Here is a 14,231-nt window from a genome sequence, read left to right on the forward strand (position 1 = left end):
AGGTCGCACGCATCAAAGCTTCGCAAACACCTTACGCGCTGCGTCGATGGTTTTATTGATATCTTCCACGCTGTGCGCGACGGACATAAAGCCCGCTTCGAACGCTGATGGCGCCAGATACACACCTTCTTCCAGCATCAGATGGAAGAAACGCTTGAAGCGCTCAACGTCGCATTTCAACACGTCCTGATAGCAGGTCACGGTTTTCGCATCGGTGAAGAAGATCCCGAACATGCCGCCAACGTGGTTCACCACCAGCGGAACGCCCGTTTCTTCCGCCGCTTCCAGCAGGCCGTTAGCCAGTTGCGTGGTCAGATCGGTCAGGGTTTCGTGAATGCCAGGCTGCGCGACTTCGGTCAGACAGGCAAAACCAGCGGCCATGGCGATAGGGTTACCGGACAGCGTACCGGCCTGGTAAACCGGACCGGTTGGTGCCAGGGCTTCCATCACATCTTTGCGCCCACCAAATGCGCCCACCGGCATACCGCCGCCGATAATTTTGCCAAGGCAGGTCAGGTCAGGCACTACATCGTAATAAGATTGCGCGCCCGCCAGCGCGACGCGGAAACCGGTCATCACTTCGTCGATAATCAGCAGCGCGCCGAATTCGTCACACAGCGCGCGCAGGCCCGGCAGAAACTCTGGTTGCGGTGGAATACAGTTCATGTTGCCCGCGACAGGCTCAACGATGATGCAGGCAACCTCTTGCGGATACTGCTCAAACGCCGCGCGAACGGTGTCGAGGTCGTTATAAGTGCAGGTGAGCGTGTGCTTAGCGAAATCTGCCGGTACGCCCGGCGAGTTCGGCTGGCCGAGCGTCAGTGCGCCAGAACCGGCTTTGACCAGCAGACAGTCAGCGTGGCCGTGATAGCAGCCTTCAAATTTGATGATTTTGTCGCGTCCGGTAAAACCACGCGCCAGACGGATGGCGCTCATGGTCGCCTCCGTGCCGGAGTTCACCATACGCACCATATCCATCGTCGGGACCAGTTCCGTCACCAGTTCCGCCATCTTGACTTCCATTTCGGTAGGCGCGCCGAAACTTAACCCGCGCTGTGCGGCTTCAATGACTGCGTTGCGGATGGTGGGGTGGTTGTGCCCGAGCACCATTGGACCCCAGGAACCGACATAATCGATATAGGCTTTGCCATCGACATCGTACAGAAACGCACCGTCTGCACGTTCAATAAACAGCGGCGTTCCACCGACGCCGGTAAAGGCGCGAACGGGAGAGTTTACGCCGCCCGGGATAAGCTCACGTGCAGCGCTGTACAGGTTTTCAGACTTGCTCATAGCGTGTTCCTGGTTCGTAGAAAAAGGGTAAGCCAGCTATTCTAAGTGATTCGCGGATGGTTATAAAATTTTTGCCCAAATGATACAGAACAAAGGTTAAGGATTTTTCAGGCGACGCGCGGTGTCAGGCGCATTAAAATCCCCTTAAATATTTGTATGATCAATATAAGAATTGGTGATGACTGCAAACAATTCCTCATTTGAAGAACAACAATTGGCGCGCGCGCGCCGCCGGATAAGCGTTCGACGCCTGCTCAATCGTGATAAAACGCCGCTGATGATCCTGATTATGGCGGCGGTCGTCGGTACGCTCGCAGGACTGGTGGGTATTGCATTCGAAAAAGCCGTTAATGCGATACTCAACTGGCGTATCGGCACGTTGGCAGCGACGGCAGAAAACCCGTGGCTTGTGTGGCCGCTGGCGTTTGGGCTGTCGGCGTTGCTGGCGATGGTAGGCTATTTTCTGGTGCGTAAATTCGCGCCGGAAGCGGGCGGTTCCGGAATACCGGAAATCGAAGGCGCGCTGGAAGAGTTGCGCCCGGTTCGCTGGTGGCGTGTTATCCCGGTCAAATTCCTTGGCGGGATGGGTACGCTCGGCGCGGGAATGGTGTTAGGACGCGAAGGCCCAACGGTGCAGCTGGGCGGGAATATCGGGCGTATGGTGGCGGATATTTTCCGTATGCGCAGCGGCGAAGCGCAGCACACGCTGCTCGCGACGGGGGCTGCCGCAGGTTTGTCCGCCGCGTTTAACGCGCCGCTGGCGGGGATCTTGTTTATTATCGAAGAGATGCGCCCGCAGTTTCGCTACAACCTTATTTCGATCAAAGCGGTCTTCACGGGCGTGATCATGTCGAGCATCGTGTTTCGCATTTTCAACGGCGAAGGCGCAGTGATTGAGGTGGGGAAATTCACCAATGCGCCGGTTAATACGCTCTGGCTGTATCTGATTCTGGGCATGATTTTTGGCGTTATCGGACCGCTATTTAACACGCTGATACTGCGCACTCAGGATCTGTTCCAGCGTATTCACGGCGGCAATATGACAAAGTGGGTGCTGGTGGGCGGGTTGCTCGGCGGGATGTGCGGCGTGTTGGGGGTCATCGAACCCGAGACCTCCGGCGGCGGATTCAGCCTGATTCCCATCGCGGCGGCGGGGAATTTCAGCATCGGGATGCTGCTGTTTCTCTTTTTCACTCGCGTGATCACCACGCTGCTGTGCTTTTCTTCCGGTGCCCCGGGCGGGATTTTTGCGCCTATGCTGGCGCTAGGGACGCTGCTCGGTACGGCGTTTGGCATGGCGGCGGCGGTGGGTTTCCCGGCTTATCACCTTGAAGCCGGTACGTTTGCCATCGCCGGAATGGGGGCGCTGCTGGCCGCGTCTTTGCGGGCACCGTTGACCGGCATTTTGCTGGTTCTGGAAATGACGGACAATTATCAGCTCATTTTGCCAATGATCATTACCTGCCTCGGCGCGACACTATTAGCCCAATTCCTGGGCGGAAAGCCGCTATACTCCACGATTCTTGCCCGCACCCTGGCGAAGCAGGAGGCTGAGCTTGCCGTGAAGCAGAATACTTGAATGAATTACCAGGGTATTAGATAATGAAAATATGAATTGGGTGATTTTTACTCAATAGCAGTATTCATGGGAGCAAAAAATGAGTGATGACGTAGCGCTGCCGTTGCAATTTACTGAAGCAGCAGCCAAAAAAGTGAAAGTCCTGATTGCCGATGAAAATAATCCGGAGCTGAAACTGCGAGTTTATATTACAGGCGGCGGTTGCAGCGGCTTCCAGTACGGTTTTACCTTCGACGATAAAATCAACGATGGGGATATGACCATCGAGAAGCAGGGCGTTGCGCTGGTCGTTGATCCGATGAGCCTGCAATATCTGGTGGGCGGCGCGGTGGATTACACCGAAGGTCTGGAAGGTTCGCGCTTTGTCGTGACGAACCCGAACGCGAAAAGCACCTGCGGCTGCGGTTCTTCCTTCAGCATCTAATGGTTTAAAGGGCAGGGCTTTCTGATGTCCTGATCCCAGCGCTCTCCCGCACGGCGGGGGGCAAAGACTAAAACGGCAACCCTTAGGTTGCCGTTTGCTTTTACGACGTGCGGTCTGATGCCCTCACCCTGGCTCTCTCCCACGGAGAGCGGGAGAAAACATTAAAAAACGGCAACGGGGTTGCCGTTTGCTTTACCTTCCATTTTCATCAAGCGCAAACGTCGGCAATTTTAAGTGCCAGCGTATCGCCGCCAGACGAATCGCCAGCGTCACCACCATGCCGATCATCGCTGCGGTTTCCAGCTCTACGCCAAAAGTATAAAACGCTGTGGCGTGAACGATTCCGCCGATAATGCAGGCGGTGGCGTAGATTTCGGTACGCAATATCATTGGCACTTCACGCGCAAGAATATCGCGGATAATACCGCCGCCGACGCCCGTCAATACGCCCATGCAGATTGCGACCATCGGACCCGTGCCCGCCATAAACGCCTTGTTAACGCCGATCCCGACAAACACCGCCAATCCGACGGCATCCAGCACCGGGAGGATCCACTTGGGTAAACGGCGAGGCTGACGTACCAGCACGATGGTTAGCAGGCAGGTGACCATCGCCACCACCAGATCGGTGGGATCTCTCACCCAAAACACCGGACCGTGATCGAGCGCCATATCGCGGATCGTCCCGCCGCCCACCGCAGTCACCACACCGAGCACCAGCACGCCAAACGGGTCCATGCGCAGTTTGCCTGCGAGCAGCACGCCAGAGATGGCAAAGACGGCGGTTCCCAGGATATCCAGCCAATAAACGAGCATCGTCGAGTCCTAAAATGACCAGGGGCTATATTAATGGCTCTGCGACAACGCAGAGCAGAGTTGTTTTGCGGCGAGGATAATACGCGGGCTTGCGCGTTCAAACCAGTCACTGTGCAGGGCGATAACCGGAATTTTTAGCTGGCTTTGCCAGAATTGTTCAATTTTAGGGATCTCGCTCGCATTGCCTGCCACGACGATGGCCTGCGGCTGACGCGCCAGCACCTGTTCACGGCTCACCTGCGGCCAGGGAACGCGGCTCGCCGCAAAGATATTTTCGCCGCCGCAGACTTCCAGCACCTGGTTTTGAATCGAGCCCTTTCCGGTGGTAAACAGTGGCTGATTGCCAAACTGAAGGAACACGCGTTTTTTGACGGGTGTGTCATAGCGGGCTTTCAGATCCGCGTAGTCTTTCAGCAACTGTTGCGCGGCCTGTCTGGCTTTTTGAGGCGTCGGGCTGTAAGGCGCAAGATCCTGTAGCGCCTGAGCGACCTGCTCAATACTGATGGCATCAATCCACAGCACGTTTATGCCGAGTGACGTGAGTTGATTGACCTGCCGCTCTGCGTTTCCGCCGCGCCACGCGAGGACCAAATCCGGCTTCAGCGCGACGATGCGTTCAAGGTTCATACCTTGCCAGGTCGAGATCTGCTCGAGTTTTTTTGCTTCGGGAGGATAGTCAGAAAAACTGCTGACTGCGACGGGCGTGATCCCCGCGGCAAAGGCCAGCTCAGTATTGGCAGGGGAGAGGGTAATCACACGCGGCGCAGCCAGAAGCCACGCCGGTGAGAGCAGACACAGGGCGACCAGCGCCCCTAAAAACTTAGCCACGCGCCAGTTTCTGCACCAGGGTTTCCACCATAATCGTGGACTGCTTAGCGGCAACGGTCAGGAACTCGTCAAAGCTCAGATGGGACTGCTGATCGGCCACGTCAGAGATGGCGCGAACGACGACGAACGGCACGCTAAAGTTATGGCACACGTGCGCAATAGCCGTCGCTTCCATTTCAACAGCAATGGCATTCGGGAAGTTGTGACGGATTTTTGCCAGGCCTACGGAACCGTTGATGAAAGCGTCGCCGCTGACAATCAGGCCGCGTACGGCGTTGAGGTTCAGTTCCGCGATGCAGCTTTCAGCGGCAGCAATCAATTTGTCGTCGGCTTTAAAACCGGCCGGGCAGCCCGGAAGCTGGCCGTATTCGTAGCCAAATGCGGTCACATCGGCGTCGTGATAGCGTGCTTCATCAGAAACGACGATGTCGCCCACTTTCAGGGTTGGCGCCAGACCGCCCGCAGAACCGGTGTTGATGATCACGTCAGGTTTGCAGCGCTCCAGCAGTAGCGTCGCGCCCAGCGCGGCAGCGACTTTACCGATGCCTGATTTCAGCAGAGCCACGTCAGTCCCGTTCAACTGGCCGGTATAGATTTCACAGCCGCCCAGAGACAGAGTCTGACAGTTCTCAATTTTGTCACGCAGCAGCGTAACTTCTTCTTCCATTGCACCAATAATGCCGATTTTCATAGATTTACTCGCGATGTGCCTTGTTAAGATGCATAGTCTATCATGCGCTTAAGGGGAAACGCATTCTCACGCGGGGGAGCACATGGCACCAATCGATTTTCGCAACAAAATTAACTGGCATCGTCGATTCCGATCCCCACAGGGGAGCAAGAGCGAGCATGAGATCCTGCGGATCTTCGAAAGCGATCGTGGGCGCATCATTAACTCTCCTGCCATCCGCCGCTTACAGCAAAAAACCCAGGTGTTCCCGCTCGAGCGTAACGCTGCCGTCCGCACGCGTCTGACCCATTCGATGGAAGTTCAGCAGGTGGGACGCTACATCGCCAAAGAAATTTTAAGTCGCCTTAAAGAGCAGCGTCTGCTGGAAACGTACGGTCTGGATGAGTTGACCGGCCCGTTCGAGAGCATCGTTGAGATGGCGTGTCTGATGCACGACATCGGCAATCCGCCGTTTGGTCATTTTGGTGAGGCGGCGATTAACGACTGGTTTAAACAGCGCTTGTTCCCGTTGGACGCTGCCAGCCAACCGCAAAGCGACGATCGCTGCATCGTACGGGATTTACGGTTGCGCGAAGGCGAAGAACCATTAAACGTTCTGCGGCGCAAAGTGCGTCAGGATCTGTGTCAGTTTGAAGGCAATGCGCAAGGAATCAGGCTGGTGCACTCCCTGATGCGGATGAATTTGACCTGGGCGCAGGTGGGTTGCATCCTGAAATACACCCGTCCGGCATGGTGGATGGGCGAGCCGCCTGCGTCCCACAGTTATTTAATGAAAAAGCCCGGCTATTATTTGTCTGAAGAGGCCTATATTGAACGACTGCGTAAGGAACTGTCACTGACGCCTCACGGCCGTTTTCCATTGACCTGGATTATGGAAGCTGCCGATGACATTTCCTATTGCGTGGCCGATCTGGAAGACGCCGTTGAGAAAAGAATATTCAGCGTCGAGGAACTTTATCAGCATCTTTATGATGCCTGGGGCACCCACGAAAAAGGCTCATTATTTTCTCAGGTTGTGGAAAATGCCTGGGATAAATCGCGCTCGAATACCCTCAGTCGCAGCACTGAAGATCAGTTTTTTATGTATTTGCGCGTCAACACGTTAAATAAACTGGTACCGTATTCCGCTGCGCGTTTTATCGATAACTTGCCCGCAATTTTCTCCGGTGAGTTTAATCATGCGTTGCTTGAGGACGACAGCAGTTTCAGTCAACTTCTTGAGTTATATAAAAATGTCGCTATTCGTCATGTCTTTAGCCACCCAGATGTCGAACAGCTGGAATTACAAGGCTACCGCGTGATCAGCGGTCTGCTGGATATTTATCAGCCGCTGCTGAAATTATCCGTAGAGGAATTTACTGAACTTGTAGAAACAGATCGCGTGAAACGCCTGCCGATTGAAACACGACTATTACATAAACTCTCGACCCGTCATCGTCTTGCCTATGTCGAAGCCGTGAGTAAAATTGATCGCACCTCTGCACAGTGGCCAGTGATGGAATATTATTATCGCTGTCGGCTTATTCAGGACTATATCAGCGGGATGACAGATTTGTATGCATGGGATGAATACCGTCGTCTGATGGCTGTGGAATAACTGATGAGTTTTGTAAAGACGGCCAATAAATTTTTACTTTTTCCAGAAACTTAATCCCGGAACTTAGGCGCTGAAAACGAATCTGATGTACACAGCAATTTTGCGTAATCTGTTAATCGAGATTGAGAACATGAAAAAAACAACATTAGCAATGAGTGCACTCGCTTTGAGTTTAGGTTTAGCGTTGTCTCCCCTTTCTGCAAGCGCAGCCGAGACCGCGTCTTCGGCCACAACCGCGCAGCAGATGCCAAGCCTGGCCCCGATGCTTGAAAAAGTGATGCCATCGGTGGTGAGTATTAACGTTGAGGGGAGCACAACCGTTAATACGCCGCGCATGCCGCGTAACTTCCAGCAGTTCTTTGGCGATAATTCTCCGTTCTGTCAGGACGGTTCGCCATTCCAGAGTTCACCGTTCTGTCAGGGCGGTGGCGCGGGCGATGACAGCCCTGGCGGCAATGGCGGCGGTCAGCAGCAAAAATTCATGGCGCTGGGATCGGGCGTGATCATTGACGCGGCGAAAGGCTATGTCGTCACCAATAACCACGTTGTGGACAATGCCAGCACCATCAAAGTACAGCTGAGCGATGGCCGTAAATTTGATGCCAAAGTGGTGGGTAAAGACCCGCGCTCTGATATCGCTCTGATTCAGATTCAGGATCCAAAAAACCTGACGGCCATTAAGCTGGCTGATTCCGATGCCCTGCGCGTCGGCGATTACACCGTCGCCATCGGTAACCCGTTTGGTCTGGGTGAAACGGTGACATCCGGTATCGTTTCTGCACTGGGCCGTAGCGGCCTGAATGCGGAAAACTACGAAAACTTTATCCAGACGGATGCGGCCATTAACCGCGGTAACTCCGGCGGTGCGCTGGTTAACCTGAACGGTGAGCTGATCGGTATCAACACCGCGATTCTGGCACCGGACGGCGGCAACATCGGTATCGGCTTTGCGATCCCAAGTAACATGGTGAAAAACCTGACCAGCCAGATGGTTGAATTCGGCCAGGTCAAACGCGGTGAACTGGGTATTCTGGGCACGGAACTGAACTCCGAACTGGCGAAGGCAATGAAAGTTGACGCGCAGCGCGGGGCCTTTGTTAGCCAGGTGATGCCAAACTCCTCTGCAGCGAAAGCCGGTATCAAGGCGGGTGATGTGATCACCACCCTGAACGGTAAGCCAATCAGCAGCTTTGCGGCGCTGCGCGCTGAAGTCGGCTCAATGCCGGTGGGCAGCAAAGTGACGTTGGGTCTGCTGCGCGATGGTAAACCCGTCAGCGTGAATCTTGAACTGCAGCAGAGCAGCCAGACTCAGGTCGATTCCAGCTCTATCTTCAGCGGTATTGAAGGTGCGGATATGAGCAACAAAGGAGCTGATAAAGGTGTGGTCGTGAGCAACGTTAAAGCTGGCTCTCCAGCGGCCCGTATCGGCCTGAAAAAAGGCGATGTGATTATTGGCGCTAACCAGCAGCCGGTGAAAAACATTGCTGAGCTGCGCAAAATTCTCGACAGCAAACCTAACGTGCTGGCGCTGAATATCCAGCGTGGTGACACCACTCTGTACCTGTTGATGCAGTAATCTCCTCCGCTCCAGCCTGACTTCAGGCTGGAGCGTCTCCTTTTCTGTGACCCTTCCCACAAGTCCATATTTCTTTCCCTGACTTTGTGCATTCGCACAATGCAGCCGTTATTGAACTTCCCTATGCTTGAGCTCTGCTCACGGGAGGATTACATGGCTGGCTGGCATCTCGATACCAAAATGGCGCAGGAAATCGTGGCGCGCACCATGCGCATCATCGATACCAATATCAACGTAATGGATGCCCGTGGGCGAATCATCGGCAGCGGCGATCGGGAGCGTATTGGTGAATTGCACGAAGGCGCGCTGCTGGTGCTTTCCCAGGGACGCGTCGTTGATATTGACGATGCCGTCGCGCGGCATCTGCATGGTGTGCGTCAGGGCATCAATCTGCCGCTGCGTCTGGAAGGGGAAATCGTTGGCGTAATTGGCCTGACGGGTGAGCCTGAATCTTTGCGCAAATACGGTGAGCTGGTGTGCATGACCGCCGAGATGATGTTGGAACAATCGCGTCTGATGCATCTTCTGGCGCAGGACAGTCGCCTGCGCGAAGAGCTGGTGATGAACCTGATTCAGGCCGAAGAGCACACCCCTGCGCTGACCGAATGGGCGCAGCGTCTGGGTATCGATCTCAATCAACCACGCGTTGTGGCTGTTATCGAAGTCGATAGCGGCCAGCTAGGCGTGGACAGCGCGATGGCGGAATTACAACAGCTGCAAAACGCGCTAGCGACCCCGGAGCGTAATAACCTGGTCGCAATCGTCTCATTGACAGAAATGGTGGTGCTCAAGCCTGCGCTGAATCAGTTTGGCCGCTGGGATGCAGAAGATCACCGCCGTCGGGTTGAGCAGTTAATTGCGCGAATGAAAGAGAACGGGCAACTGCGTTTTCGCGTCGCGCTGGGCAACTATTTTACCGGTCCCGGGAGCATCGCGCGTTCATGGCGAACGGCGCGCACCACCATGATGGTGGGGAAACAGCGCATGCCGGAAAGCAGGGGATATTTTTATCAGGATCTGATGCTCCCGGTGCTGCTCGACAGCTTGCGCGGTGGCTGGCAGGCCAACGAGCTGGCGCGGCCATTAGTGCGCCTGAAGGCAATGGATAACAATGGGTTACTGCGCCGGACGTTGCAGGCATGGTTTCGCCATAACGTCCAGCCGCTGGCGACGTCTAAGGCACTGTTTATTCACCGGAATACGCTGGAATACCGTCTGAACCGTATTTCGGAATTAACCGGGCTCGATTTGGGCAATTTCGACGACAGGCTGCTGCTTTACGTCGCGTTGCAGCTGGATGAACAGAGATGATGTAGAGTGCACGCTGATGCTCTCACCCACGGGCAGAAGGAGAAAAAACGAAAAACGGCAACGCAAGGTTGCCGCTTTGTTTTTTACTTATTGCGGGTCAATTTCTCAAGATCGGCTTCGATTTCGCTGATCTTGTGCGTCACAACGCTTTCAAGGTGACGAAGGTCATCGAGGATCTTACGTTTCAGATCGACTTCGGTGCGGTCGCGCTGGCAGATCTGATCGAGTTCATCGATCACGTAGCGCAGGTTGGGGCTGATTTCCTGAACTTCTTTATACCCCTGGCCGACACCATCAGCGACGACGGTTTTACGTTGACGCGGGTATTTGAACTTCACGCTTTTCGCGAAAAACTCTCCTTTGTCCTTGTGAAAATAGATTTTCAAAATATCGTTGTTCGCTTCCTGGCGGAGGCTATAACGATCAATTTCATCAGGATTGGTAATGCCCAGACTTTTCAGATTATCGTACATAGCGGTACCCTTGATCTCAACATAACCCATGAATAATTAACGAAAAAATCTATTTTCGCCACCTTCAGATGTAAAAAAAGCGGGGTAGCCCCGCTTTTTGTTGTACCTGATTAATCGATGGTACGCAGCAATTCGTTAATACCAACTTTACTGCGGGTTTTGGCATCGACTTTTTTCACGATAACCGCGCAATACAGGCTGTACTTACCGTCTTTCGACGGCAGGTTACCGGAAACGACAACGGAACCTGCTGGTACGCGACCATAATGTACTTCGCCCGTTTCACGATCGTAAATACGGGTGCTCTGACCGATATAAACGCCCATGGAAATCACGGAGCCTTCTTCAACGATCACGCCCTCAACCACTTCAGAACGTGCGCCAATGAAGCAGTTGTCTTCAATGATGGTTGGATTGGCCTGCAACGGCTCGAGAACGCCACCGATTCCGACGCCGCCGGACAGGTGAACGTTTTTACCAATCTGGGCGCATGAACCTACGGTCGCCCAGGTATCCACCATTGAGCCTTCGTCAACGTAAGCACCGATGTTCACATAAGACGGCATCAGCACGGTATTGCGTGCAATAAATGCACCCTGGCGAACGGCCGCAGGCGGCACGACGCGGAAACCTTCTTTCACGAAACGCGCTTCGTCATAATCAGCGAATTTCATCGGGACTTTATCGAAGTAGCGGCTTTCCGCACCGTCGATAACCTGGTTATCGTTAATACGGAAAGAGAGCAGCACGGCTTTTTTCAGCCACTGATGCGTGACCCACTGGCCGTCAATTTTTTCTGCTACACGCAGCGCGCCGGAATCAAGCAGAGAAATCACCTGATTAACCGCTTCGCGGGTTACGGTATCCACATTTGCCGGAGTAATATCGGCGCGACGCTCAAAGGCGGACTCAATAACGTTCTGTAACTGCTGCATTGTTTACACTTTCCATTTCACTAAAAAACACGTCACCCTTTATCGTTTGGATTGAGGGCCGCTGTCAACCGTTGTTGCACCTCAAGTTGCAGCTCATTATTAAGCGCACGCCTGTCGGCAGTAGCGATTATGAATAAATCTTCTACTCGCTCGCCAATGGTTGTAATTCTGGCGCCATGCAGGGAAATTCCCAGGTCGGCAAAGACCTGACCAACGCGTGCGAGCAGTCCCGGCTGGTCGAGGGCGATCAGTTCGAGGAACGATTTACGATCGGTATGAGTCGGCAGGAAATTGACCTCGGTATCGACGGTAAAATGGCGCAGTTTTGCCGGTTGGCGACGCGGTTGCGGCGGCTGCCAGCTGTGCTGAGTAATGGCCTGCTCCAGACCAAAACGAATGGCTTCATGGCGATCGGCAGAAAGAGGACTTCCGTCTGGCTCCAGTACGATAAAGGTGTCCATCGCCATGCCGTCGCGCGTGGTGAAAATCTGCGCGTCGTGCACGCTGAGATTTCGCCTGTCCAGCTCAGCGCACACCGCAGCAAACAGATAGGCTCTGTCAGGGCTCCAGATGAAAATTTCCGTCCCGCCGCGTGTGGCCTGTGGACTCAACAGGATCATCGGCTTCGACAGATCGTGGTCGAGAAGATGGCGGGCATGCCAGGCGAGCTGATGCGGGCTGTGACGCACAAAATAGTTCGCCCGACAGCGCGACCAGATCTGATGAAGGGCCTCTTCATCAATGTTGTCCATGCGCAGCAGTGCCAATGCCTGAAGCTGGTGGTGACGCACACGTTCCCGCATATCGGGCGTGTTTTGCATCCCACGGCGCAGCTGCTTTTCAGTGGCAAAATAGAGTTCGCGCAACAGGCTTTGCTTCCAGCTGTTCCACAGCGTTTCGTTGGTGGCGCAGATATCTGCCACGGTGAGACACACCAGAAAACGCAGCCGGTTTTCCGTCTGGACGATTTCGGCGAACTGCTTGATGACTTCCGGATCCTGAATATCGCGGCGCTGTGCGGTCACGGACATTAACAGATGATGACGCACAAGCCACGCCACCAGCTGGGTTTCTCGTGAGTTGAGGCCGTGCAGCTCGGCAAATTTCAGCACGTCCTGCGCGCCGAGCACGGAGTGATCGCCGCCGCGCCCTTTGGCGATATCGTGGAATAGGGCAGCGATCAGGATCAGCTCCGGGTGGCTGAGGCGCGGCCACAGATCCACACATAGCGGATGCATGGAACGGGTTTCTTCATTCGCGAAACTTTCGAGTTTCAGCATCACGCGAATGGTATGTTCATCCACCGTATAGGCATGAAAAAGGTCAAACTGCATCTGACCGACAATGTGCGACCACTGGGGCATATAGGCCCATAACACGCTGTGGCGGTGCATCGGTAAAAGACCACGTTTGACCGCGCCAGGATGGCGCAGCATGCTCAGAAAGAGCGAGCGTGCTTCCGGTATGTAGCAAAGTGGCTGTTTCAGATGGCGGCGTGCGTGACGCAAATGGCGCAGCGTCGTGGAGTAGATCCCGGTGATCGTGCTGTTGCGAACCATGGTGTAAAACATGCGCAGGATCGCTTCTGGCTCGCGCATAAACAGCGTTTCGTCGCGCAGGTCGATCAACGTACCGCGCAGCTGGAATTCGTCATCGATCGGGCGCGGCTTTTCATCCGGCGTCAGCGCCAGGATCGCTTCATCGAAAAGCTGCAATAGCATCTGATTAAGTTCACTCACGCGACGGGTGACGCGGAAGAAATCCTTCATCATATGTTCAACCGGCTCGTTGCCTTCACCGCTGTAGTTCAGGCGCTGGGCGACGCTCAACTGCCTGTCGAACAGCAGACGGTTGTCATAGCGGGTGACTTCAAGATGCAACGCAAAACGAATCCGCCATAGCAGATGCAGGCATTCGTTCAGCTCGTTGCGTTCGGCTTCGGTTAAAAAGCCAAAGCCGACCATCTCATCAAGGGATGTCGCGCCAAAATGGCGACGGGCAACCCACTGAAGCGTGTGGATGTCGCGCAACCCACCCGGGCTGCTTTTGATATCTGGCTCAAGATTATAGCTGGTGCCGTGATAGCGCTGGTGGCGCACATTTTGTTCTTCGACCTTGGCGGCAAAGAATTTTTCGGAAGGCCAGAAACCTTCGCTGAAAATGTGCTTCTGCAGTTCAAGAAACAATGCGACGTCGCCAATCAGCAAACGTGTTTCGATCAGATTGGTGGCGACGGTCAGATCGGATAGCCCTTCGAGCAGACACTCTTCAAGCGTGCGAACGCTGTGGCCCACTTCCAGCTTGACGTCCCACAGCAGCGTCAGCAGCTCGCCAATTTTTTGCGCCTGTTCGTCCGACAGCTTTTTACGGCTCAGGACGAGCAGATCGATGTCGGACAACGGGTGTAACTCACCGCGTCCGTACCCTCCGACAGCGACCAGCGCGACGTCGCTGATTTGCCCAAAGCCATAATCAATCCACAGCCGTTGCAGCATTTGGTCGATAAATTCGGTGCGCGCTTCAATGAGCGCTTCCGCAGAAATGCCTTCGTCAAAGGCTTTACCCAGCCAACGCTGAAATACCTCAATGTGCGCTTTGATATCCGCACACGTCAGCTCACGCTGAGGCCACACTCCCGGGTTGTCCGGCTGATCGGGCAGGGTGGGGAGTGCCGTGTTGGCATACTGTTCGGGTAAAAGGTTATTCAT

Annotated in this window: 12 protein-coding genes; 5 read left to right on the top strand and 7 right to left on the bottom strand. The window is 54.5% G+C overall.

Features of this window, described 5'->3' with window-relative positions; all coding sequences use genetic code 11:
• Positions 1 to 12 precede the first annotated feature (12 nt).
• On the bottom strand, positions 13 to 1,293 hold the full coding sequence (gene hemL, locus AC0LWE_RS18165) for a glutamate-1-semialdehyde 2,1-aminomutase (protein ID WP_219347048.1): 1,281 nt from the start codon (positions 1,291 to 1,293) through the stop codon (positions 13 to 15).
• Between the two features lie 178 nt (positions 1,294 to 1,471).
• Here hemL and clcA point away from each other — a divergent pair, with 178 nt between their 5' ends.
• Together clcA and erpA are read left to right on the top strand one after the other, a co-directional pair.
• Positions 1,472 to 2,872, top strand: coding sequence for a H(+)/Cl(-) exchange transporter ClcA (clcA, locus tag AC0LWE_RS18170; RefSeq protein ID WP_131487511.1), 1,401 nt, complete (start codon positions 1,472 to 1,474; stop codon positions 2,870 to 2,872).
• Positions 2,873 to 2,951: 79 nt separating this feature from the next.
• Positions 2,952 to 3,296 (top strand): iron-sulfur cluster insertion protein ErpA, encoded by a 345-nt coding sequence (gene erpA, locus AC0LWE_RS18175; RefSeq protein WP_059180075.1) that lies wholly within the window; start codon positions 2,952 to 2,954, stop codon positions 3,294 to 3,296.
• 192 nt (positions 3,297 to 3,488) lie between these two features.
• On the opposite strand, the gene AC0LWE_RS18180 is transcribed toward erpA, so the two are convergent.
• Genes AC0LWE_RS18180 through mtnN form a run of 3 tightly spaced genes read right to left on the bottom strand, consistent with a single transcriptional unit; the run spans position 3,489 to position 5,631 of the window.
• Positions 3,489 to 4,112, bottom strand: a complete 624-nt coding sequence (locus AC0LWE_RS18180) for a TRIC cation channel family protein (protein ID WP_012016105.1) — start codon at positions 4,110 to 4,112, stop codon at positions 3,489 to 3,491.
• Between the two features lie 30 nt (positions 4,113 to 4,142).
• Positions 4,143 to 4,940 carry a vitamin B12 ABC transporter substrate-binding protein BtuF gene (gene btuF, locus AC0LWE_RS18185; RefSeq protein WP_059180074.1) on the bottom strand — a complete coding sequence of 266 codons (798 nt, stop codon included), beginning with the start codon at positions 4,938 to 4,940 and terminating at the stop codon, positions 4,143 to 4,145.
• Positions 4,933 to 5,631, bottom strand: coding sequence for a 5'-methylthioadenosine/S-adenosylhomocysteine nucleosidase (mtnN, locus tag AC0LWE_RS18190; RefSeq protein ID WP_059180073.1), 699 nt, complete (start codon positions 5,629 to 5,631; stop codon positions 4,933 to 4,935). The genes btuF and mtnN overlap by 8 nt, the downstream gene beginning before the upstream one ends.
• An 82-nt stretch (positions 5,632 to 5,713) precedes the next feature.
• On the opposite strand from mtnN, the gene dgt reads away from it, so the two are divergent.
• From dgt to cdaR, 3 genes are all read left to right on the top strand, one after another.
• Positions 5,714 to 7,228 (top strand): dGTPase, encoded by a 1,515-nt coding sequence (gene dgt, locus AC0LWE_RS18195; RefSeq protein ID WP_216980474.1) that lies wholly within the window; start codon positions 5,714 to 5,716, stop codon positions 7,226 to 7,228.
• A 130-nt stretch (positions 7,229 to 7,358) separates the two neighbouring features.
• Positions 7,359 to 8,804, top strand: a complete 1,446-nt coding sequence (gene degP / locus AC0LWE_RS18200) for a serine endoprotease DegP (RefSeq protein ID WP_131487509.1) — start codon at positions 7,359 to 7,361, stop codon at positions 8,802 to 8,804.
• A 153-nt stretch (positions 8,805 to 8,957) separates the two neighbouring features.
• Positions 8,958 to 10,115, top strand: coding sequence for a DNA-binding transcriptional regulator CdaR (cdaR, locus tag AC0LWE_RS18205; RefSeq protein ID WP_012016110.1), 1,158 nt, complete (start codon positions 8,958 to 8,960; stop codon positions 10,113 to 10,115).
• A gap of 83 nt (positions 10,116 to 10,198) precedes the next feature.
• On the opposite strand, the gene AC0LWE_RS18210 is transcribed toward cdaR, so the two are convergent.
• The 3 genes from AC0LWE_RS18210 to glnD form a co-directional block, all read right to left on the bottom strand.
• A complete protein-coding gene (locus AC0LWE_RS18210) occupies positions 10,199 to 10,588 on the bottom strand; it encodes a DUF3461 family protein (RefSeq protein ID WP_012016111.1) in 390 nt (129 codons plus the stop codon).
• Between the two features lie 110 nt (positions 10,589 to 10,698).
• Complete coding sequence (dapD, locus tag AC0LWE_RS18215) at positions 10,699 to 11,523, bottom strand: 2,3,4,5-tetrahydropyridine-2,6-dicarboxylate N-succinyltransferase (RefSeq protein WP_012016112.1); 825 nt, start codon at positions 11,521 to 11,523, stop codon at positions 10,699 to 10,701.
• A 32-nt stretch (positions 11,524 to 11,555) separates the two neighbouring features.
• Positions 11,556 to 14,231, bottom strand: a complete 2,676-nt coding sequence (glnD, locus tag AC0LWE_RS18220; protein WP_059180071.1) for a bifunctional uridylyltransferase/uridylyl-removing protein GlnD — start codon at positions 14,229 to 14,231, stop codon at positions 11,556 to 11,558.

Source organism: Lelliottia sp. RD5, from assembly GCF_056032945.1.